The organism is Bacillus cereus group sp. BceL291 (assembly GCF_051776705.1).
Lineage (GTDB): Bacteria > Bacillota > Bacilli > Bacillales > Bacillaceae_G > Bacillus_A > Bacillus_A cereus.
The window spans coordinates 80,126-102,642 of sequence record NZ_JBPWAP010000003.1 but is presented as its reverse complement, the minus strand read 5'-3'; the positions used below and the strand labels follow the sequence as shown (position 1 = coordinate 102,642).

The window sequence follows — 22,517 nt, the reverse complement described above, 5'->3', positions numbered from 1 at the left end:
CCCATCCTTCCTATTCACTTGCAATAAGTTCTTCTCCGGCGTCTAAACGAACCGAAACAAGTTTAGATACCCCCGATTCTTGCATTGTTACACCGTACAACACATCAGACTCTTCCATTGTACCTTTTCTATGTGTAATTACAATAAACTGCGTCTCATCACTGAATTTCTTTAAATACTGTGCAAAACGAGCTACATTCGCCTCATCAAGGGCTGCCTCTACCTCATCTAGTACACAGAACGGTACTGGGCGTACTTTTAAAATACCAAATAAAAGCGCAATTGCTGTTAAAGCACGCTCTCCACCTGAAAGTAAACCTAAGTTCTGCAGTTTCTTCCCTGGCGGTTGTGCTACAATATCAATACCCGTATTTAGTAAATCCTCTGGATTAGTCATTACTAAATCCGCTCTACCGCCTCCAAATAATTCAGAGAATACCGATTGAAACTCCATTCTAATGCCTTCAAACGTAGTAGAAAAGCGTTTTTTCATTTCTTCATCCATTTCGGTAATAAGCTGGTGCAATGTCGCTTTCGCTTCTTCTAAGTCGTCTCTCTGCTCTAGTAAGAATGTATGACGCTCCGCTACACGTTCATATTCATCAATTGCCCCTAGGTTCACTGTACCTAACTCTTCTATGGATAATTTGATTAATTTTACTTTCTTACGCGCATCTTCTGCAGGCATTGTCATTGTATATTTTAGTTTTGCCGCTTCAAATGAAATCGTATATGTTTCACGTAAATGTTGTAATCTATTTTCCAACTCTACATCCAGTCGATTTATTCTCACTTCTTGATCTTTCAACATTTCAAGAACATATTTATGTTTACCTGTCGTTTCTTTCAAATTGCGCTCTAAATGTTCTACTCTCTCTTGCAACGATACACGTTGTTCACGACGAGAGCGAATTAATTCTGAAGTTTGATTACGATCATATGCTTTCTTCTCAATCATATTCGTAATTTGCTCTTCACCACTTGAATTAGATGTCATTTCTTGTTTTAAGAACGCTAAATCCTCTTTCGTTTTTACAAGTGTCGCATCCGTTTCTTCTTTTTCCTTCGTCAATCGTTCAACTTTTTCTTTTTGATTAGATAAGCGTTGTTGCTTTTCAGCTGCCAGCACTTTTAACTCAGTCATTTCTTTTTGAACTTTTTCTTTCGAAGAATGTTGCTCACTTTTTTGTTTTGTTAAAGCTACAATTTTACTATCTAACTTAGTGATTTCAGCTTGAAGATTCGTTAAAACCCCTTCTAACTCCTCTTTACGCCCTTGCATTTTTACTCGATCTTGTAAAAACCCTTCAATCTCTAAATCATAAATAGACAACCGATCATTAATACGATGTTCTTCTAATTCTAAACGATTAATCTCTTCTCTTAATTTCTGCTCATCTACACGATCTGCTTCTACAGTTTGCCTTAGTTCGCGTATTTTCACTTCTTTTTCTTGAATCTCTTGTTTTACTGCTTTAACAAAGTTTTCTAACTTCGTTGTTTTTTCTTCCATATCAGTTAACTTGCGAGTCCACTCTTCCAGTTCACGTTGGCGTCCTAATAAAGAAGATTTCGCTTGCTTTACCGCCCCACCAGTCATAGAACCGCCAGGATTCACTACGTCACCTTCGATTGTTACAATGCGATAACGGTATTGCAGTTGTTTCGCCAACTCATTTGCTCCACGTAAATCTTTCGCAACAATAACAGTACCTAATAAATTTGAAACTACATTTTCATATTTATTGTTGTACTGCACAAGTTCTGCCGCCACACCTACAAACGATGGGTGTTGATTTGCAATGCGTAATTGCTCAAATGATAACGATCTGCTTTTAATAACAGCTTGCGGTAAAAACGTTGCACGTCCATGTTTATTTTGCTTTAGAAATGCAATCGCATTACGAGCATGTTCCTCTGTTTGTACAACAATATGCTGCATCGCTGCACCTAGAGCGATTTCCATTGCAACTTCGTATTCTTTCGGTACCGTTAACAGTTCCGCAACAGCACCCTCGATACCTTGCAACCTATTTTCTCTAGCTTTCAATACTTCACGTACACCTTGATAGAATCCAGAATAATCTTCTTGCATCTCTTCAAGCATTTCTTTTCGAGAACGTGCCTGTTGCACAAATTGATATGCTTGATACAGTTTTGTTTCATTTTCACTATACTGCGTCTTACATTTCCCAAGCGCCGCCTCTGTCTTCTGTATATTTGAGAGAATGCCAGCTACTTTTTCTTTCGCTTGTTCGTAACTTTCTACAAGTTTCGTCTTTTTCGCTGTAATTTCCATACGCATTTCTACATATTTCGCATTCTCTTCATCTAGACGCTCGTTTTTAGACGTTTGCTGTTTCGATTGTTCTTCAATCATAGATAATTCATTACGATGACTAGCTTGTTGATTTAAAAGCTCAATATAGTCACCTTTTAAATTCTCAATCTGTTCCTCTAAATTGTCAGCAAAAGTAGCAAGCAGTTGCTCATTATCATGCAATTTTTGCTCCAACTCTTTTACTTCATTCACAAATTGCATTAAAGATTCTGTACTTGACTCAATCTCACCATCGTAACTTTTAGCTTTCTCAGTTAATTCAACAATTAACTGCTCAAGTTGCGCACAATGCGTCGTAGCATTTTGCTTTCTTTCTTTTAACAACTCACGCTGCCCTTCTAGTTTTTCTAGCTCTTTACTAGAAAGAAGAAGTACTTCTTGCAACGAGTCTACAGACTCGTCTACCGCTTGTAATTGTCCTCGTAATTCCTCAAGCTCTTCTTCACTTTTTTGTAAATCCGTTGACATTTTAGCTTCTTCGTTTTTATTATGCCCAAACTGATTTCGAAGCGCTTCCCATTTCTCATGCAATTCTTCAATTTCATGAACAATAAGCGCAGCTTCTACTTTCTCTAATTCTTCTTTATTCTCAAGATAATCTTTCGCAATAGAAGCTTGTCTTTCTAAAGGTTCTACTTGACTACTTAATTCATGAATTATATCTTGTACACGATTTAAGTTTTCTTGTGTTTCTGCTAGTTTCCCTTCAGCTTTCTTTTTGCGAAGTTTGTATTTTAGTACGCCTGCCGCTTCTTCAAATACACCTCGACGCTCTTCTGACTTACTACTTAAAATCTCTTCCACTTTCCCCTGGCTAATAATTGAAAAAGCTTCTCTTCCCATACCAGAGTCCATAAATAAATCGATAATATCTTTCAATCTACATGATTGTTTATTAATATAAAAATCACTATCACCTGAACGAGATACACGACGTGTTACACACACCTCATTGTATTCAATTGGTAAACGTTGATCTTCATTATTTAAAGTTATTGTTACTTCAGCAACATTAACCGCTCTCCTCGTATCACTGCCTGCAAAAATAATATCCTCCATCTTTGCACCACGTAATGATTTTGCAGATTGTTCACCAAGTACCCAGCGAATTGCATCAGTAATATTACTTTTCCCGCTTCCATTAGGTCCTACTACAGAAGTTACACCTGGGACAAAATCAACAGATACACGCTCAGCAAAAGACTTAAACCCTGCTATTTCTAATCTTTTTAAAAACACGAAAGGCCTTCCTCCTATTCTCCGTCGTTATAAATGTTCTCTATACAAAAACAAGTATTATACGGATTTACCTTCTTTTTCTTTATAAACAAAAAGAAAGTTTCATTCTATGCATAAGGAATCCCCCTCATTCAAAGGGGGATTCCTTATAGTTGTTCTTTTAATTTTTTCAATGCTTCTGCAGCAGCTTGTTGCTCTGCTTCTTTTTTCGACTTACCACTACCAAGACCTAAAGCTACGTTATTTAACGTAACACGTGACACAAATTCTCGATTGTGAGCTGGTCCTTTTTCTTGCAAAATTTGATACTCAACATTGCCACTGCCATCACGCTGAATCAATTCTTGCAACTGACTCTTATAATCCATCACATGAGAAAAAGCACCCTCATTAATTTTCGGATATACAATTTCTTTTAAGAATTCCCAAACTGTTTCTAGCCCTTGATCAAGATAAAGGGCACCAATAAACGCTTCAAAGACATCCGCTAATAAAGCTGGTCGTTCACGTCCACCTGTCATTTCTTCACCTTTTCCTAATAAAACGAGGCTGCCAAATGACAATTCGTTCGCAAAACGAACAAGAGATGGCTCACATACAATAGCTGCACGTAGTTTTGTTAACTCTCCTTCGCTCATTGTCGGATATTTTTGAAACAGATACTGTGATACAGTCAGTTCCAATACTGCATCTCCAAGAAATTCAAGACGCTCATTATCTTCATGCGGTTTTTTTCGATGCTCATTCACATACGATGAATGCGTAAATGCTTGAATCAATAATTTTTCATCTGTAAACGTAATACCTATCTTTTCTTGAAACACTTTAAATGCTTCACGATATTTTGTTTCGTATTTTTTTTCTCTATATTTTCGGTACGGCATAGGTCCCTCCAGATATAAGCCAGAAAGCCCCGCTAAAAAACGGGACTTCACTTAAGCATTATAGATGACTCTCTATGTAAGTCACAGCATCGCCAACAGTAGCAATCTTTTCAGCATCTTCATCAGAAATTTCCATTTCGAATTCATCTTCTAATTGCATTACAAGTTCTACTACATCTAGGGAGTCTGCTCCTAAATCTTCCTTGAAGCTTGCAGCTGGTACTACCTCAGTCTCTTCTACTCCTAAACGATCAACGATGATTTTTGTTACGCGCTCTAAAACATCTGCCATTCCATTCACCTCCCCTCAAATATTATATTAAATATTGACCAAAAAAACTAGGTGAAATCGATTCTTTTATTACATTACCATACCGCCATCAACATTTAACGTTTGACCTGTAACATATTTGCTTTGATCAGAAGCAAAAAACGTTACAGCATTCGCGATATCTTTCGCTTCACCAAATTGAGCAGCTGGAATAACTTTTAACATTTCAGCTTTAATATTCTCATCTAGTACATCCGTCATATCAGTCGCAATAAAGCCCGGCGCAATTGCATTCACAGTAATATTTCGACTTGCTAACTCTTTTGCAGATGTTTTTGTTAATCCAATAACACCCGCTTTAGCAGCAACATAATTAGCTTGCCCTGGGTTTCCTATAACACCCACAACAGAAGCGATATTTATAATTCTACCGTGACGTTGACGCATCATATAACGAGATACTGCTTTTGTACATAAGAATACACCTTTTAAGTTTGTATTAATAACTGTATCCCATTCTTCTTCTTTCATACGCATTAATAAATTATCTTTTGTTACACCAGCATTATTTACAAGAATATCAACTTGTCCAAATGTATCTACTGTTTGTTTCACCATATTTGTAACATCATCAGCATTTGCAACATCTGCTTTTACCGCAATTGCATCAGAACCTAATTTCTTAATTTCATCTACTACTTCATTTGCTTTTTGTTCATTACCTGCATAATTTACTACTACATTTGCCCCTTGTTTCGCTAAATCGATCGCAATCGCGCGACCAATTCCACGTGAAGCGCCAGTTACTAATGCTACCTTCCCTTTTAACATCAGTTTTCTCCTCTCAAATTTGAAATGGTATCTTTTAATGTCTCTTCATCATATATCGCATATGCTTTCACTGATGAATCAATTGACTTCATAAGTCCAGCAAGTACTTTTCCAGGCCCAATTTCAATAAATGTATCTACTCCCTGCTTCACCATACATTCAATAGACGGGTACCATAATACAGGCGAATAAAGCTGTTCGATTAACTTTTCTTGAATGTCGGCACCACGTGTAATAACATCCGCCGTAACATTTGCAATAACAGGAATGTTCGTATCATGAATTGTAATTTCATTCAAAACACTTTGAAACTTCTCAGCTGCCGGCTTCATGAGTGAAGAATGGAATGGCCCACTTACTTTTAGTGGAATTGCTCTCTTTGCACCATTTTCTTTCGCTCTTTGAGAAGCAACCTCTACGCCTTGCTTCGTTCCAGAAATTACAATTTGCTTCGTACTATTCATATTAGCGATTTGCACTGCATATCCTTCACTTGTTACTTCTTCTGTAACTTGTTTCAGCATATGTGGGTCAGCACCTAATATAGCTGCCATTGCACCTTCCCCGCCCGGAACAGCTTCTTCCATATATTCCCCGCGTTTCCTTACAGCATATACCGCATCTTCAAAAGTTAATGCACCAGCTGCTACAAGAGCGCTATATTCACCTAAACTATGACCAGCGACAAAGTCAGGTGTAATGTCATACTCTTTCAAAGCTGTCAAAATAGCAAAACTCGTTGTTAATAATGCAGGCTGAGCATTTGTTGTTAATGTAAGCTTTTCCTGCGGGCCTTCAAAAATCACTTCTGAAAGTGACTCTTGTAACACCTCATCTGCTTTTGCAAACACTTTTGCAACCTCTTTATTATTCTCTGCTAATTGTTTACCCATTCCAACTGCCTGTGAACCTTGGCCCGGAAAAAGAAATGCTATTTTTCCCATTTCAAATCCTCCTCTTATTGGAGTGACTCTTTCTCCATTACGCTTGAAATTGTAGGAATTACTTCTTTCGCTACCATTTCTCTCGTTTGACGAATCGCACTAAATATCGACTGGTCATTAGAAGAACCGTGAGCCTTAATGACAGGTGCTTTCAATCCAAATAATGCAGCTCCCCCATACTCCGAATAATCCATTTTATCTTTTAATACCATAAGTTTTGGCTTTAATACCGCCGCTGCTAATTTACTCGTAAATGAACTCATTAGTTGTTCTTTCAACATAGAGAATAGCGCAAGTGCTGTTCCTTCTAATGATTTCAACGCTACATTCCCTGTAAAACCATCACATACAACAACATCTGCTACACCTTGCAATAAATCTCTCGATTCAACGTTCCCAACGAAATTAATTGGCGCATCTTTAAGCATTGCAAATACTTGCTTTGAAAGCTCGTTTCCTTTTCCATCCTCTGTTCCAACGTTTAATAGTCCAACGCGAGGATTTTCAATTCCTCTTACCTTCTCAGCATAAACAGATCCCATTACTGCATATTGATATAAATGAATTGGTTTTGCATCAACATTTGCTCCAACATCTAACATAACAAAACCTTTTCCATCTACAGTCGGCATTGTAGGCGATAAAGCTGGTCGCTCAATTCCTTCCATACGACCGACAACAAATAATCCAGCTGCCATTAAAGCTCCTGTACTACCTGCGGATATACAAGCGTCTGCTTCTCCATCCTTTACTTGTTGTGCCGCAAGCACCATTGAAGCTTGTTTTTTTCGACGAACCGCTCTTACTGGTTCCTCCGTTGATTCTATTTTTTCGTCTGTATGAAGAATAGTAATTCGTTCATCACTCGTTAAGTATTGACGAATTTCCTCTTCTTTCCCTACTAACGTAATATGTAAATCAGAATATTCCTTAATAGCTTTCATTGCCCCTAATACTACAGCCTTTGGAGCGTGATCTCCGCCCATTGCATCTATTGCGATTTTCATAAGTTGTTACCTTCCTCACTATAATTACTAGATCGATACATTTCAAAAGTGCCTGTAAAAACAAGTTCTTCTCCAACGAAGCTACGCACTTTGACAACCGTCCGTCCCTTATCATTCTCTACATCTTCAACGCGCGCTTTTGCAACAACACGCTCTCCTAATTTTACAGGGCGAATGTATCGAATGGTAGACTTTGCAGTTAAAGCTAATTCTTCATCAATAACCGCAACAGCTAGTGAGTTTGCTTGCGCAAACAGATGATGCCCACGGGCAATTTGATTTCTTTTAAATACATGTTCTACCTTTACTTCAAAGATAGAGATTGCATGTCTATCTAATTCAATATCGATAATTTCTCCAACAACCTCTTCTAACGGTAAAGATTTCACATCTTCTTCATGTTGCTTTGTAGCTACATGTTTAATTCTCTCTCTTAATTCAGGAATAGACAATTCCATACGATCAAGTCGTACTGTCTGTATACTCACTTGAAATTTTTCCGCTAAATCTTCATCCGTAATAAAAGGATTTGATTCGATTGTTTGTTGTAATAACTCTTGTCTTTCTTTTTTACTTCTTCTTTTTTTCATACCGCACCATCCATTTTATGACTAGGTACTAACAGTAGTATATAATCATTAAAAGTAGAATGCAACAAAAACTTTTGTTGACTCCCTTTAATCGAGCTTCTCTCCTTGGAACACACCTGTCCCATCAAGATACGTACGCAAGGCAGCGTACTGATCATTGTGCCAAAACGCTTCTGAATCTACTAGTATCGCCGCATCTTGCCTTGCTGTTTCTAACGCTCGATAATCATGTACCATGTCAGCAACCTTAAATTCTGGTAAGCCACTTTGCTTACTCCCAAAGAAATCTCCAGGACCTCGTAATTCTAAATCTTTTTCTGACAATACAAATCCATCATTTGTTTCAGTCATTATGCGCATTCTTTCTTTCCCTGTTTCTGATTTAGGGTCTGCTATTAATAAACAATATGATTGCTCACTACCACGGCCGACACGCCCTCTAAGCTGATGAAGCTGCGATAAACCGAAACGTTCTGCATCATAAATAACCATTACAGTCGCATTCGGTACGTTCACACCTACTTCAACAACTGTTGTCGATACAAGAATTTGCACTTTATTTTCACTAAACTGTCCCATTATCTCTTCTTTTTCCTGAGACGATAATCTCCCATGCATCAATCCAACTTGGCATTTCCCTTGGTAATGATGCGTCAGCATACTATGTAAGTCGATAGCATTTTGCACATCAAGTTTCTCAGATTCTTCAATTAGAGGACAAATAACGTATGCCTGTCTTCCTTTTTTTATCTCCTTTTCAACAAAACCGAGAACGCGATCTAACATATCATGTTTTGCCCAATATGTTTCAATCACCTTTCTACCTGCTGGCATCTCATCGATTATCGAAACATCCACCTCTCCAAATGCAGTAATTGCAAGCGTACGCGGAATTGGTGTCGCTGTCATAAATAATACATCTGGACTTTCACCTTTCTCCCGTAAAACTCGGCGCTGCGCTACACCAAATCGATGCTGTTCATCTGTAATAACGAGACCCAACCTATGAAATATAACTTCATCTTGAATTAAGGCATGCGTTCCAACAAGAATATCTATTTCTCCTTGTTCTAACTTCGCTAAAATTTCTCGACGTCTCGCACCTTTAACAGAACTTGTTAATAGTTCCACCTTCATACCAAAATGCGAAAACGTTTCAGCAAGCGACTGATAATGTTGCTCAGCTAAAATTTCTGTAGGAACCATTAAAGCACCTTGATAATGAGCTAATTTCGATGCATAAAGGCCAATCGCAGCAACAACTGTTTTCCCAGAACCAACGTCACCTTGCAATAGTCGGTTCATCCGATAAGGAGATGTCATATCTTTCAAAATTTCATCTACAACTCGGCGCTGCGCACCCGTTAATGGAAACGGCAGTGCATCGATAAATTCTTGTAATTCTACTGACGGAATCTCTTTCTTCGTCCCTTTTGAATTTTCCCTCTCCATTTTCCGGAGCGTTTGCATTTTCAGCTGAAATAAGAAAAATTCTTCATATACAAAACGGCGACGCGCTTGCTTCAAATCTTCCTGTCCTACCGGAAAATGCAATGCCCTAAGCGCTTCATATCTTGGTAATAATTTATATCGCCCTAACAAACCATCCGGTAACACTTCGACTATAGAATCTCCATATTCCTTTAACGCTTGAGCAATAAAACGACGCATCTGTTTTACTGTAAGTTTCCCCTTTACTGAATAAACAGGTTCCACTTCTTGTTGACGTACAACCGGCCCAAAATGAAGTTCTGATACAGCAATTGTTTGACGATGTTGATCCCATTTACCAGTAATCGTTACCGTTTCATCTAACTTTAATTTTTGCTTATAGTAAGGCCTATTAAAACATACCGCCGTAATTAAATAACGACCGACGAGAACACGAACTGTTAAACGCGATTTCTTCTTACCATAATATTGCAGCAAAGGAGCACTATGAATCTTCCCTTCAACCGTTACACGTTCATCATGCTTTACTTCAGCAAGATCTTTCATCGCATAATCTTCATAACGGTATGGAAAATGTTCTAATAGATGAGAAACTGTATAAATACCCATCTCATGTAGTAACTCAGATGTTTCTCCTCCGATCCCCTTTACATCCGTAACAGGAACTTGTACAACATCATTCAAGATTCTCACACCCCGTCACATTATTTTCTTTATTGCATTTTATTTGAGTACCAATTAGCATCTGTAATCGCTCTCTTTCACCTTATATATTCTATCATAGGCATTCTAAGAGAAACTACTCAAATCCCTTATATAAAACAAGTAAAAAAGAGCCTCACTATTAGCAGCAAGGCTCTTTTCTCTCTTCAATATGCTAGCCTTTTGAATAAAAACTAGTAATAAACTTCATATTACTACTTCTTATCCATTAGCAAGTAAGTAATCCATTTATTTTCAAAACGAATCTTATCTTATTCTACAGAGAAGATGAAAGAATACACTGGCTGGTTTCCAGCATGCACTTCTACTTCTGCATCTTCAAATTTCTCTTCTACAAATTCAACTAACTCCGCTACTTCTTCGTCAGTTGCATCCTCACCTTGTAGAATCGTTACGATTTCAGAATCTTCATCAATAAGCGCTTCTAGTAATTGCTTCGCAGCTCCTACTTTTTCAGCATTTGTAGATACAATTTTCCCATCTGCAATACACATGAAGTCATCTTTTTGAATTGCTACACCATCAATTTCCGTATCACGTACAGCATACGTAATTTGACCTGTTTTCACATGAGATAAAGCTTCTTGCATGTTTTCTTCATTCTCTTCTAACGTTCCAACTGGGTTAAATGCTAACATTGCTGCCATACCTTGAGGAACTGTTTTCGAACGAACAACAATAACTTCTTGATCTACAACTGATGCCGCTTGTTCTGCTGCCATTACAATATTTCCGTTATTCGGTAAAATAATGATTTTTTCAGCATTTGCTTCTTCAATTGCCTTCACGATATCCTCCGTACTTGGATTCATCGTTTGACCACCTTCGATAACTTTCGTTGCGCCGATGCTCTCAAATAAAGTTTTAATACCAGACCCCATAGCTACAGTTACGATACCATATGGTTGTTTTTCTTTCGATTGAGCTGGTTGTTCAGGAACCATAGTAGGTTCATCTAATAAAGCAGTATGCTGTTCACGCATATTTTCTACTTTAATCTTAATTAAACTACCGTATTTTTGCCCGTAGTTCATAGCGTCTCCAGGATGTTCTGCATGGATATGAACTTTTACAATTTCATCATCAGACACAACTAGTAGAGAATCACCATATACACTAATATCTTCACGGAATTTTTGTTCAGAGAAATTATGCTCTTTCACCTTTTCAGCCTCTAATTTCACCATGAACTCCGTACAATATCCATACTTAATATCTTCTGTACTCAATTGGCTTTGTACACTACGGTGATGTTCTGCGCGTACCATTTCATTCATAGATGGTTGCGTCGGTGCATCAGAAGAAATCGTTTCTCCTTTTAAGTCAGCTAAAAATCCTTCGTATACCACTACAAGACCTTTACCACCGCTATCTACAACGCCAACTTGTTTTAATACAGGTAATAAATCTGGCGTACGATTTAACGATGCGTTTGCTTCTTTCACAACGTCTTCCATAAACAAAACAAAGTCGCGCTGTTTTTTCGCAACTGTTACTGCATATTTACCCGTTTCTCTTGCAACCGTTAAAATCGTTCCTTCAATCGGTTTCATAACCGCTTTATAAGCCGCCTCTACTCCAGCTTCTAGTGCTGCAGCAAAATCAACTGTTGTTAATTCTTCTTTTTGTTCAATGGATTTAGAGAAACCACGGAACAACTGAGATAAAATAACTCCAGAGTTACCACGAGCTCCCATTAATAATCCTTTGGCTAAACTTACGCCGACTTTACCAGCATGCTGTGAAGGGTTTGCTTTCACTTCACGCGCACCTGAAGTCATAGATAAGTTCATGTTTGTACCGGTATCGCCATCTGGAACTGGAAATACGTTTAATGCATCAACAAGCTGAACATTGTTTGTTAAATTATTCGCTCCTTGCATGATCATTTGTGATAAACGTTTTCCATCAATTTTTTGAATTGACACAGATTTTCCTCCTTAATGCACATTACAAGTTTATTACTTTAACTCCTTGTACGTAGATGTTTACAGAATCTACTGCTAGTCCTACAGTTTGATCTAATGTATATTTCACTTTCGTCTGCACATTATGTGCCACTTCTGAAATTTTCGTACCATAGCTCACAATAATATACATATCAATATGTACTTCATCTTCATCTTTACGAACAATAACACCTCTAGTGAAGTTTTCTTTTCGTAAAATGTCTGTTAATCCATCTTTTAACTGATTTTTTGATGCCATACCTACGATACCGTAGCAATCTACCGCGGCACCTCCAGCAATTGTTGCAATTACATCTGTACTAATATCAATTTGACCGTACTTCGTTTTAATTTCAATTGACATCTCGTTTCCCCCTTCATAAATGGTGAAAGTGAGCTAGACTACTTTAGTTACTATCATATAATCTTTTTAAAGAAAATTCCATCGTTCTTTCTTTTCACTCTCATATTTTATGTTTTAAATTACACTTTTTTATGATGAGCAAAATAGTCCATTGTTATTATACAACATGTACCACTATAATATGTCAAGCAATTTTTATGGATTTCAACTTTTCTTCATTGACATATAGTGTCAAGTAAATTTTCTTGATTTCTTTTTTCTACGGTGTTGCATTCTCTTTTTAGTTGTGTTAAATTATAGTAGTGTTTTTAGCATCGCATAAAAGACTAACATTGAAAAATTACGTATGGTAAGGTATCAAGGGAGGGAAATATAAATGGCTCGTGTTTGTGCTATTACTGGAAGAAAAGCTCGTTCTGGTAACTCTCGTTCTCACGCAATGAACGCTACAAAACGTAAGTGGGGCGCTAACCTTCAAAAAGTTCGCGTACGCATCGACGGAAAAGTTCAACGTGTTTACGTTTCTGCTAGAGCATTAAAATCTGGCAAAATCGAACGTGTTTAATAATAAAAAAAAGAGCCGATAGGCTCTTTTTTTACTATAACAATGGAAAAAGCACCGGTGATAGGTGCTTTTTTTAATCTTTTTTGAAGGTATTTAACATTGCACGAACTATTCCACCAAGAAATTTAGGTAACTTAATTGTATAAAATCTCATGGTTTCCCTCCTAATCCCCATTACTCCACTTGGTCACTATATGATGTAAGGAGCAAAATTGTTTCTTCAATCAGTGCTTCTTATCAACATTAATATGCCAGAAGTAAATGAAAAAGTACCTTTTTCCTCAACGAGTTCGTTACTAATACAAAGTGTTGATCCCCACTCTATTGTTTTATTAGTAAGAGGGTACTTAAAACCAAACAATGTAATCCCTTCCACTATTTCAGTAACTGGTACAAAAGATACATAAGGAAAATTTTTATTTTCTTCAATTATATGTGTACCCATTTTTTTAACTGTTATTTCATTTTTATTGTCCACAATACACATTTCTATCTCTACTTCTAACCCTTTTAAAAGCATCTGTATATTTGCCAAACCGTGATCAAGCCTTCCACCAGTAGCACCAAAAATACGAATTAGTGCCGGCTTCTGTTCTAATGCCCAGTTGATTGCAATTTCTAAATCCGTTTGATCTTTTTCCCGCGGAACAATATGTAATTCGTTCGTTTGCTGTCCCATCCATACTAATTCTTCTTCAGTAACTGAATCGTAATCTCCAAACGCAACAGCCGGGGTAATCCCTTTCTTTAATAGACGGTATACTCCCCTATCAACCGCTGCCCACACTACTTCCTCATTCTCGTATCGAGCAAAATCTGCGCAATATTCCGAAGGTCCTCCTGCCAAAATATGAATAATCATTTTTTCTTCTCCTTCCATTGTAAAAAGGCAATCTGCCATTCGGTAGATTGCCTTTTTACATATTTTTATCCTATCCTATAAATGCCTTACTAGGATAAAAGTTCATCACTACCCACGAATTACGCGAATTGCTTCACCGCGGTCTTTTTGATTGTATACTGCTGACCCAGCTACAAGTACATTTGCTCCTGCTTCCACACAAAGTCTTGCTGTTTCAGCATTTACACCACCATCAACTTCAATTTCCACTTCTAGATTGTGCTCTTTCACCATGTCTGCAACTTGTTTAATTTTCGGTAATACAGAATGGATAAACTTCTGTCCACCAAATCCAGGGTTTACTGTCATAAGTAATACCATATCTATATCTTCTAATACATGCTCAATCACTGAAACTGGCGTATGTGGATTTAATACAACGCCCGCTTTAATACCATGAGATTTAATTAACTGAATTGTACGATGTAGATGCGGACACGCCTCTACGTGAACAGTAATAATATCCGCTCCCGCTTGTGCGAAAGTCGGGATATAGTTATCAGGATTTTCAATCATTAAATGTACATCTAATGGTAATGATGTAATCGGACGGATTGCTTCTACAATTAACGGTCCAATCGTAATATTTGGTACGAAATGTCCATCCATTACGTCAACGTGAATGTAATCCGCTCCGCCCTTTTCTACATCTTTAATCTCTTCCCCTAATTTTGAAAAATCTGCTGATAAAATCGATGGTGCAATTTTAATCATAACTAATACCTCGGCTTTCTCTCTCTAATTTCTTCTACGAATTGTTTATAGTTCTTATAGCGATATTCTGTAATCTTCCCTTCTTCAACCGCAGCTTTCACCGCACATTTCGGTTCAGAAAGATGTGTACACCCTCTAAATTTACAGTATTGGCTCGCTTCTTTCAACTCTGGAAAACAATATGTAAGATCTTCTACTTCTATATCAATGAAATCTAGTGAACTAAAACCCGGTGTATCTGCTACTAGTCCACTCCCAATTGCAATTAATTCTACGTGTCTTGTCGTATGCTTCCCGCGTCCTAAATGGGAAGAAATATCATTTGTTTTCAGCTCTAATTCTGGACGTAGCACATTAAGCATTGAAGATTTCCCAACACCAGATTGGCCCGCAACGACAGAAACACAATTTTCTAAGTATGGTTTTAATATATCAATACTTTCTGAAGTATTAATAGAAGTAAATAAAACATCATAACCCATCTCACGATAATCATTCGCATAAGCTTCAACAGTTGCTTTCATCTTTTCATCTACTAAATCCATCTTGCTAATACAAATAATTGGCTTAATGTTATGATATTCAATCAGCACTAAAAATCGATCTAACAGTCCAGGATTAAAATCTGGTTCTACTGCAGAGAACACAAGGATCGCTTGATCGACATTAGCAATAGGAGGTCTAACAAGTTCATTTTTTCGATCAAACACTTCAAGCACATAACCTTCAGTTGGATTATCTGCCTGAAAAACAACTTGGTCTCCTACAAGTGGTGTAATTTTATTTTTTCTAAATACACCTCGCCCACGACATTGCGTAACCCCTTCTTCATGCTGCACGTAATAAAACCCACTTAAAGCTTTTATAATTTTTCCTTCTGGCATAGAATTCTCCTTTTTTGTATAAGGTGATGCTGAATTTAAAAATGAATGGATTTAAATTTTCCAAATAACGATTTCAAAACCTACCATATATACTTTCGCTAATATACATTGAATTTCCCATTAAATGCAAAAAAATATTTACAGCTGCATCACTTTACTAGCTTTTTGAATCATATATTTTTGCCTGCTATACCGTCCACTTTGTAGACAGCATAACAGGCAATAATAATAAGTAGACTTTCACTATTATTGAGTTGGATATGGTACTTCTTTATCAATAATCGTTACTCCATCCCGTACAATTTTATAGTGTCCCTTTGAACCTTCTTGAATTACAAATTCTAAAGAAATAGTCGCTGATTCAGTAATTGTTCTCGTTTCAACCGGTCTATCCATTTTTTGCTGCATGTCTTCTTTATAAATTTCTATTGTTTGCGGCTTTTTTTCACCTGTTACAGCAGGCTCATATGGGATAGAGATATTGTCCACTTTTACCGTTTTAGTCACTTTAGGCTTTTGACCATCAGAGATAATAATAGTTACTTTATCTCCCTCTTTTAATGGTGTACCTGGTTTTGGAAATTGCGAAATTACAAGTCCTTTTTCGACTGTATCTGAATACTCTCGTTTTATATCTGACGTTAGTTTTCTCTCATTCAAATAACCAGTTACACTATTTTCAGTCCACCCCGAAAAGTCACCTGGTCTAATTTGATAAGGCCCTTTACTTACCCAGATTTTCAGTTCTTGCTCCGCTTCTATAACCATCTGATCAGGCGTCGGAATTTGTTCTACAATTTCACCTTTCGGCTTATCATTTTCAATATAATTTACCGTAACTTGTTTATATTTTTCTTCTAACTCAGCTTTTACACTCTCAAAGTTTTGACCTGTGAAATTTGCCATCTTACTTTTCTTTTTTCCACCTGATTGATAGATAGTAATTTTAGCGTTTTCTTTTACGACTCTTCCTGCTACAGGGTCCGTTTTTATTACATCCCCAACTTCAACATCATCTGTATATACAATATTAGGCTCCGTCACCTCAAAGCCCTTTTCTACTAATGTATTTACAGCTGTCGTGTATTTCATACCAGCCACATCAGGAACTTTCACATCTTTCGGAATAAATAATCCTGGAATAACCGTAAGTGCTAATGTTATTCCTATTGCTAAAAATAAAAATGTTGAAATTAAAACTTTAAGCCACTTGTTACTCCGTTTTTTCTTCTTATCTAACTCAGCTGCTTCTGCTCTTATCGGTTCTTCCACCTTACTCCCTTTTAAAACAATCGTTTCATCACTTACATTTTCAAATAATTGTTCTTGTTGAATAATCGGAATCGCTTTCGTCGCTTCCATATCTTCCGGTATGTAAAATGGTTGCTCATTTATCCTCTCTGGATATAGCGCAGTTTCAATATCTCGCTTCATCGCATTGGCAGATTGATATCGGTGAAACGGATCTTTTGCAGTTGCCTTTAATATAATATTTTCAACACTTTGCGGAATATTTTCATTCCATCTTTTTGGTGATGGGATTTCACTTTGTAAATGTTTTAAAGCTATAGCAACAGCAGATTCGCCAGAAAACGGTTGTCTTCCTGTTAACAATTCAAACATAACTATTCCAAGAGAATAGATATCTGATTGTTTATTTGCTATCCCGCCACGTGCCTGTTCTGGTGATAAATAATGGACTGAACCGAGCACTGAATTTGTATGTGTAATTGTTGTTGCACTTGTAGCTGTCGCAATTCCAAAATCTGTTACTTTTATTATTCCATCAGCTCGAATTAAAATATTGTGCGGCTTTATATCACGATGCACAATTTCAAAATGATGGGCATGTGCCATAGCGGATGTTAACTGCTCCATAATATCAAGAGCTTCTCCTATAGGTAACATCCCTCGCTCAATTATGTATTGCTTCAATGTTTGCCCTGGTACATATTCCATGACAAGATAGTATATACCATCTTCTTCTCCGACATCATACATATTCACAATATTTGGATGCGACAACGTTGTAACAGACTGCGCTTCTCGATGGAAACGTTTAATAAACTCTTCGTTATTTGAGTAGTCGAGTCTTAATATTTTTACCGCTACATCTCGGCCAAGTATATCATCATGAGCTAAATATACATTGGCCATTCCGCCACCACCAATCATTTTCAGCAGCTTATAACGGTCATTTAAGCGTTTTCCAATCAGCACGTTGCACTTCACCTACTTTCGTTTGTCGAACCCGCATAATCAATAAGAACAAGTGTGATATTATCTTCTCCACCGCGATCATTTGCCAATTGAATGAGACACTGCCCTTTACCTTCAAGCTGTTCATTTAACTGTAAAATTTGTCGCATATCATCAATAGAAACTTTGTTTGATAACCCATCAGAGCAAAGAAGTAATTGATCATCTTCCTCAATCACCAACGTTTTAACATCTAACCCAACTTTTTCTTCTGTTCCTAATGCTCTTAATAACACATTCTTTTTCGGATGATACTCTGCGTCTTCCTTTGAAATTTCACCATGTTTCACAAGCTCATTTACAAGTGAATGATCTTCCGTTACTAGCGTCATTTCTCCTTCTGATACCATATAGCAACGACTATCTCCTATATGCCCTATTGTCACAAAGCTTGGTGTACAAACAGCTATTATAAGCGTTGTTCCCATACCATTACATTCTGCATTTTGCTGAGCGTATTCATATATACGCTCATTAATAATCCCAACACTAGTATGTAACCATTGTTCTACTTTTTTCGGCTCATTCATATTATGTGTTTGCTTCCAATAATCATGGAATAATTGAATGGCCATCGAGCTAGCTACATCACCAGCTCGATGACCTCCCATTCCATCTGCTACTACCGCTAATACATTTCCATCTAAATTGTGAAAAACTCCTGCACTATCTTCATTATGTTGACGAACTTTTCCTTTATCCGATAGAAATACGGCTTTCATCTCGTCACCTCGTCTCTTCTTTGCGCTCCTTCGCACGCAACTGACCGCAGGCTGCATCAATATCATGACCTTGTTCACGGCGAATCGTTACATTCACTCCACGATCTTTTAACGTTTTCTCGAACAAGAAAATTTGTTCACGTGGCGTACGTACATAATCACGTTCAGGTACGTAGTTTACCGGAATCAAGTTCACATGACATTTTACACCTTTTAAGAGCGCAGCAAGCTCTTCAGCATGCTCTACTTGGTCATTTTCTCCTCCAAATAATCCATATTCAAAAGTAATACGACGCCCTGTTCTATTTACATAGTATTTAATAGCTTCCATTAAATCTGGTAATTTATAAGCACGGTTAATCGGCATTAATTTTGAACGTAATTCTGAGTTTGGAGCATGCAATGAAATCGCAAAATTAATTTGTAGATCTTCTTCAGCAAACTTATAAATTTTCGGGATAATTCCACTCGTCGAAACAGTCATATGTCTCGCACCAATATGAAGTCCTTTTTCATGGTTAATGATGCGTAAGAATCCCATTAAATTATCATAGTTATCAAATGGTTCTCCAATCCCCATAACAACAAGAGAACTTACACGTTCTTCCGTTTCATCAAGCGCACGCTGAACTTCTACTACTTGCGCTACGATTTCTCCAGCTTCTAGGTTTCGCTTTAATCCACCAAGTGTCGAAGCACAGAACGTACACCCAATACGACAACCAACTTGCGTTGTTACACAAATGGAATTTCCATATTCGTGTCGCATTAATACCGTTTCAATAGAATATCCGTCATATAATTGGAATAAGAATTTAATTGTTCCATCCGAAGACGTTTGTTTTACTAACGTGTTTAAAGTAGTAATATCAAAGGAATTCGACAATTTATCACGCAATCCTTTAGAAAGGTTTGACATATCCTCATAATTTTTTACACGTTTTTTATATAACCAATCAAAAATTTGTCCAGCACGGAACTTCGGTTCTCCTTGTTCCTTTAACCAATCTTGCATTTCATGAAGTTGTAAAGAGTAAATTGATGGTTTCTTCGTTTCTAAATTTTTCTTTTGTTTTCTTACAGTCGTTTCCATGATGCTACACCTTCTTCCTTAAACAAGCAATATAAAAGCCATCCGTCGCAAAATAATGCGGTAAAATTTGTACTTGACCTTCATCAATATACGGAGTTAATTTTTCTGGCATACGCTCTTTAAGCGTAGTATCCCATTCAAATTCAGGATGTTCTTGTAAAAATTTCTCTATTACTTGTTCATTTTCTATTTTCTCAATTGTGCACGTACTATAAACAAGACGACCGCCTTGTTTTAATAATGGTGCTATTTTTTCTAGTATTGCAATTTGAATCGTCGATAATCTTTCACTATCGCCTTTATCTTTTCCTAACTTAATATCAGGCTTACGTCTAATTACACCAAATCCAGAACACGGTGCATCTACCAATATTTTATCAAACGTTTCATTTGCAAAGTGCTCTTGCACTTTTCTAGCATCTAGCGCTTTAGTTTCGACATTTTCTAGACCAAGTCGCTCTGCTTGCTGTTTAATTAAACGTACTTTGTGTGCATGTAAATCAAGGGACATGACCTTACCAGTTCCCTTTAATCGTTCCGCGATATGCGTTGTTTTTCCGCCTGGAGCAGCACAACTATCAAGAACTGCATCTCCCGTATTCGGTTCTAAAGCGCGTGCTACAAGCATAGAACTTTCATCTTGAATAGAAAGAAATCCTTTTTTAAACGCTTCTGTATGCGCTACATTTCCTCTTTCAATCTGAATTGCATCATCTGATAAGTCACCACTTTTTGCTTCTATACCTTCACTTGCCAACAACTCAATCGCTTCTTCTACCGTTACCTTATCAACATTCACACGCGCTGTTGGTACAGGGGGTAACATGTTTACTTCGCACATTTTTTCTGCAGTTTCTAAACCGTATTCTGAAGTCCACTCTTGGACAAGCCAAACTGGATGACTTGTTGTAATTGCAAGACGTTCTACTGGATCCTTGATTTCATCTACAGAAGGTACACCTTCTCTCTGAATCGAACGTAATACACCGTTCACCATACCAGCAATTCCTTTATGCCCGCGACGCTTTGCAATCTCAACCGCTTCATGAATAGCCGCTCTTTCTGGCACTCGGTCTAAATAAATCATTTGATATAAAGATAAGCGAAGCAATACTCTTACCCACGCCTCAACCTTCTTTTTTAAAAAAGGCTGTAAATAATAATCTAATGTGTCACGACGTTGAATCGTTCCATATACAATTTCAGTTAATAAACCAATATCTTTTCTATCAATTGCACTTTTTTCAATTAGGTTATTTAAAAGTAAGTTGCTATATGCACCACTTTTTTCCACTTGAATTAAACCATCAAGAGCTAATTCACGAACATTTTGTCTCATGCATTTTCTCCTAACTTCGTTCCAATTTCAGGTTTTGTTCCACGTAAAAATTGTGAACAACTCATACGCTTTTTACCAGAAGGTTGCAATTCAGTAATTTTAACACCTGTTTCATTACTCGTTGCTACAACAAAACCATCTTCTTCGATTGCAACAATCGTACCTGCTTCAGCCGGTTCAGTTATAGGCACTTTTTCTCCCCACCATACTTTAACAACTTGTCCCGCTAAAGTTGTATAAGCAACTGGCCATGGATTCAATCCGCGAATGTGATTGTATACTTCTTCACCTGTTTTTGTCCAATCAATTTTCTCTTGCTCACGTTTTATATTGTACGCAAACGTTACTTCTTCTTCGTTTTGTTTAATCGGTTCTAACTTACCTTGGATTAATAAAGGTACTGTTTTAGATAGAAGGTGTGCTCCTGCTTCACTTAATTTATCAAATAATGAGCCTGTCGTTTCACGCTCTTCAATTTCAACTTCCACTTGCGTTAAGATATCACCAGCATCCAATTTTTCTACCATATACATAATTGTAATACCTGTTTTTTCTTTACCTTCCATAATTGCATAATGAATTGGTGCACCACCACGAAGTTCAGGAAGTAAAGAAGCGTGAACATTAATACATCCATACTTCGGTGCTTCTAAAATTTCATTTGGTACAATCTGCCCAAATGCAGCTGTTACAATTAAATCTGGCTCTAATGCCAATACTTTTTCATATTCATCTTTTTCACGAATTTTTAACGGCTGTAACACAGGGATACCATGTTTTTCCGCTTCAACTTTAACAGGTGTAGGTGTTAATACTTTTTTTCTACCTACTGGACGATCAGGTTGCGTCACAACACCTACTACCTCATAGCCATCTTCAATAAGACGACGAAGCACCGGCACTGAAAAGTCCGGTGTTCCCATAAACACTACTTTTATCATTTAAAAACCGCTCCTTTTAACACCTATTCTAGTTCGTTTTCTTCATAATATCTTGTCACTTTCGATGTAAATAAAACACCGTGTAAATGATCAATTTCATGTTGAATTGCACGCGCTAAAAATCCTTCCGCTTCTAATAAGAATACTTTCCCACGGCGATTTTGCGCTCTTACTTTAATATAATCGGCACGTTCTACTTCACCATAAAGTCCCGGGAAGCTTAAACAGCCTTCGGGACCTACTTGTTCACCACGTTTTTCTAATATCGATGGATTGATTAACTCGATTTTCCCAGTATCATCATCGACATCAACAACCGCTACTTGCAAGCTTACACCTACTTGAGGCGCAGCTAAACCGACTCCGTCCGCAATTAACATTGTTTCATGCATATCTTTCAACAATTTCACTAACTTTTTATCAAAGTTAATTACTCTTTCGCATGGTGTTTCTAACACTTCATTTGGATGCTTTATTATTTCTAAAACTGCCATATTTCCCTCC

The 22,517-nt window shown here is 37.2% G+C and carries 21 protein-coding genes; 1 reads left to right on the top strand and 20 read right to left on the bottom strand.

Annotated features, from left to right (window positions below; genetic code table 11):
- Positions 1–10: 10 nt before the first annotated feature.
- From smc to ACS2CR_RS03850, 10 genes are all read right to left on the bottom strand, one after another.
- Positions 11–3,580 (bottom strand): chromosome segregation protein SMC, encoded by a 3,570-nt coding sequence (gene smc, locus ACS2CR_RS03895; protein WP_053512438.1) that lies wholly within the window; start codon positions 3,578–3,580, stop codon positions 11–13.
- 146 nt (positions 3,581–3,726) lie between these two features.
- Complete coding sequence (gene rncS, locus ACS2CR_RS03890) at positions 3,727–4,464, bottom strand: ribonuclease III (protein ID WP_001146875.1); 738 nt, start codon at positions 4,462–4,464, stop codon at positions 3,727–3,729.
- Positions 4,465–4,522: 58 nt separating this feature from the next.
- Positions 4,523–4,756, bottom strand: coding sequence for an acyl carrier protein (gene acpP, locus ACS2CR_RS03885; protein WP_000786062.1), 234 nt, complete (start codon positions 4,754–4,756; stop codon positions 4,523–4,525).
- Positions 4,757–4,825: 69 nt separating this feature from the next.
- Complete coding sequence (fabG, locus tag ACS2CR_RS03880; protein ID WP_000911768.1) at positions 4,826–5,566, bottom strand: 3-oxoacyl-[acyl-carrier-protein] reductase; 741 nt, start codon at positions 5,564–5,566, stop codon at positions 4,826–4,828.
- A complete protein-coding gene (gene fabD / locus ACS2CR_RS03875; RefSeq protein WP_000515910.1) occupies positions 5,566–6,510 on the bottom strand; it encodes an ACP S-malonyltransferase in 945 nt (314 codons plus the stop codon). Before fabD ends, fabG begins: the two co-directional genes overlap by 1 nt.
- A gap of 14 nt (positions 6,511–6,524) precedes the next feature.
- Complete coding sequence (gene plsX / locus ACS2CR_RS03870) at positions 6,525–7,517, bottom strand: phosphate acyltransferase PlsX (RefSeq protein WP_000684100.1); 993 nt, start codon at positions 7,515–7,517, stop codon at positions 6,525–6,527.
- Entirely contained in the window at positions 7,514–8,107 is a 594-nt protein-coding gene (gene fapR / locus ACS2CR_RS03865; protein ID WP_000747349.1) for a transcription factor FapR, read from the bottom strand. Before fapR ends, plsX begins: the two co-directional genes overlap by 4 nt.
- An 87-nt stretch (positions 8,108–8,194) precedes the next feature.
- Complete coding sequence (gene recG, locus ACS2CR_RS03860) at positions 8,195–10,243, bottom strand: ATP-dependent DNA helicase RecG (protein ID WP_153602390.1); 2,049 nt, start codon at positions 10,241–10,243, stop codon at positions 8,195–8,197.
- Between the two features lie 290 nt (positions 10,244–10,533).
- Entirely contained in the window at positions 10,534–12,210 is a 1,677-nt protein-coding gene (locus tag ACS2CR_RS03855; RefSeq protein WP_000027129.1) for a DAK2 domain-containing protein, read from the bottom strand.
- Positions 12,211–12,232: 22 nt separating this feature from the next.
- Positions 12,233–12,595 carry an Asp23/Gls24 family envelope stress response protein gene (locus tag ACS2CR_RS03850; protein WP_000021109.1) on the bottom strand — a complete coding sequence of 121 codons (363 nt, stop codon included), beginning with the start codon at positions 12,593–12,595 and terminating at the stop codon, positions 12,233–12,235.
- Between the two features lie 376 nt (positions 12,596–12,971).
- On the opposite strand from ACS2CR_RS03850, the gene rpmB reads away from it, so the two are divergent.
- Positions 12,972–13,160 carry a 50S ribosomal protein L28 gene (gene rpmB / locus ACS2CR_RS03845; protein ID WP_000124776.1) on the top strand — a complete coding sequence of 63 codons (189 nt, stop codon included), beginning with the start codon at positions 12,972–12,974 and terminating at the stop codon, positions 13,158–13,160.
- Between the two features lie 73 nt (positions 13,161–13,233).
- Here the strand turns inward: rpmB and spoVM are convergent, their stop codons facing one another.
- The 10 genes from spoVM to def form a co-directional block, all read right to left on the bottom strand.
- Complete coding sequence (gene spoVM, locus ACS2CR_RS03840) at positions 13,234–13,314, bottom strand: stage V sporulation protein SpoVM (protein WP_001213599.1); 81 nt, start codon at positions 13,312–13,314, stop codon at positions 13,234–13,236.
- Positions 13,315–13,380: 66 nt separating this feature from the next.
- Complete coding sequence (locus tag ACS2CR_RS03835) at positions 13,381–14,061, bottom strand: thiamine diphosphokinase (protein WP_000752663.1); 681 nt, start codon at positions 14,059–14,061, stop codon at positions 13,381–13,383.
- A gap of 69 nt (positions 14,062–14,130) precedes the next feature.
- Positions 14,131–14,775: a ribulose-phosphate 3-epimerase gene (gene rpe / locus ACS2CR_RS03830; protein ID WP_153602391.1), complete on the bottom strand. Its 645-nt coding sequence runs from the start codon at positions 14,773–14,775 to the stop codon at positions 14,131–14,133.
- 2 nt (positions 14,776–14,777) lie between these two features.
- Complete coding sequence (gene rsgA / locus ACS2CR_RS03825; RefSeq protein WP_001113932.1) at positions 14,778–15,659, bottom strand: ribosome small subunit-dependent GTPase A; 882 nt, start codon at positions 15,657–15,659, stop codon at positions 14,778–14,780.
- 246 nt (positions 15,660–15,905) lie between these two features.
- Positions 15,906–17,879, bottom strand: a complete 1,974-nt coding sequence (gene pknB, locus ACS2CR_RS03820; protein WP_000904748.1) for a Stk1 family PASTA domain-containing Ser/Thr kinase — start codon at positions 17,877–17,879, stop codon at positions 15,906–15,908.
- Between the two features lie 8 nt (positions 17,880–17,887).
- The gene (locus ACS2CR_RS03815; RefSeq protein ID WP_000648703.1) at positions 17,888–18,640 is read right to left on the bottom strand and encodes a Stp1/IreP family PP2C-type Ser/Thr phosphatase; all 753 of its coding nucleotides are present in this window, start codon (positions 18,638–18,640) and stop codon (positions 17,888–17,890) included.
- Between the two features lie 4 nt (positions 18,641–18,644).
- Positions 18,645–19,733 carry a 23S rRNA (adenine(2503)-C(2))-methyltransferase RlmN gene (gene rlmN, locus ACS2CR_RS03810; protein WP_000450541.1) on the bottom strand — a complete coding sequence of 363 codons (1,089 nt, stop codon included), beginning with the start codon at positions 19,731–19,733 and terminating at the stop codon, positions 18,645–18,647.
- A 4-nt stretch (positions 19,734–19,737) separates the two neighbouring features.
- Entirely contained in the window at positions 19,738–21,072 is a 1,335-nt protein-coding gene (gene rsmB / locus ACS2CR_RS03805) for a 16S rRNA (cytosine(967)-C(5))-methyltransferase RsmB (RefSeq protein WP_001249668.1), read from the bottom strand.
- Positions 21,069–22,013, bottom strand: a complete 945-nt coding sequence (gene fmt, locus ACS2CR_RS03800; RefSeq protein WP_000598804.1) for a methionyl-tRNA formyltransferase — start codon at positions 22,011–22,013, stop codon at positions 21,069–21,071. Before fmt ends, rsmB begins: the two co-directional genes overlap by 4 nt.
- A gap of 23 nt (positions 22,014–22,036) precedes the next feature.
- A complete protein-coding gene (def, locus tag ACS2CR_RS03795; RefSeq protein WP_000279455.1) occupies positions 22,037–22,507 on the bottom strand; it encodes a peptide deformylase in 471 nt (156 codons plus the stop codon).
- Positions 22,508–22,517: the final 10 nt, after the last annotated feature.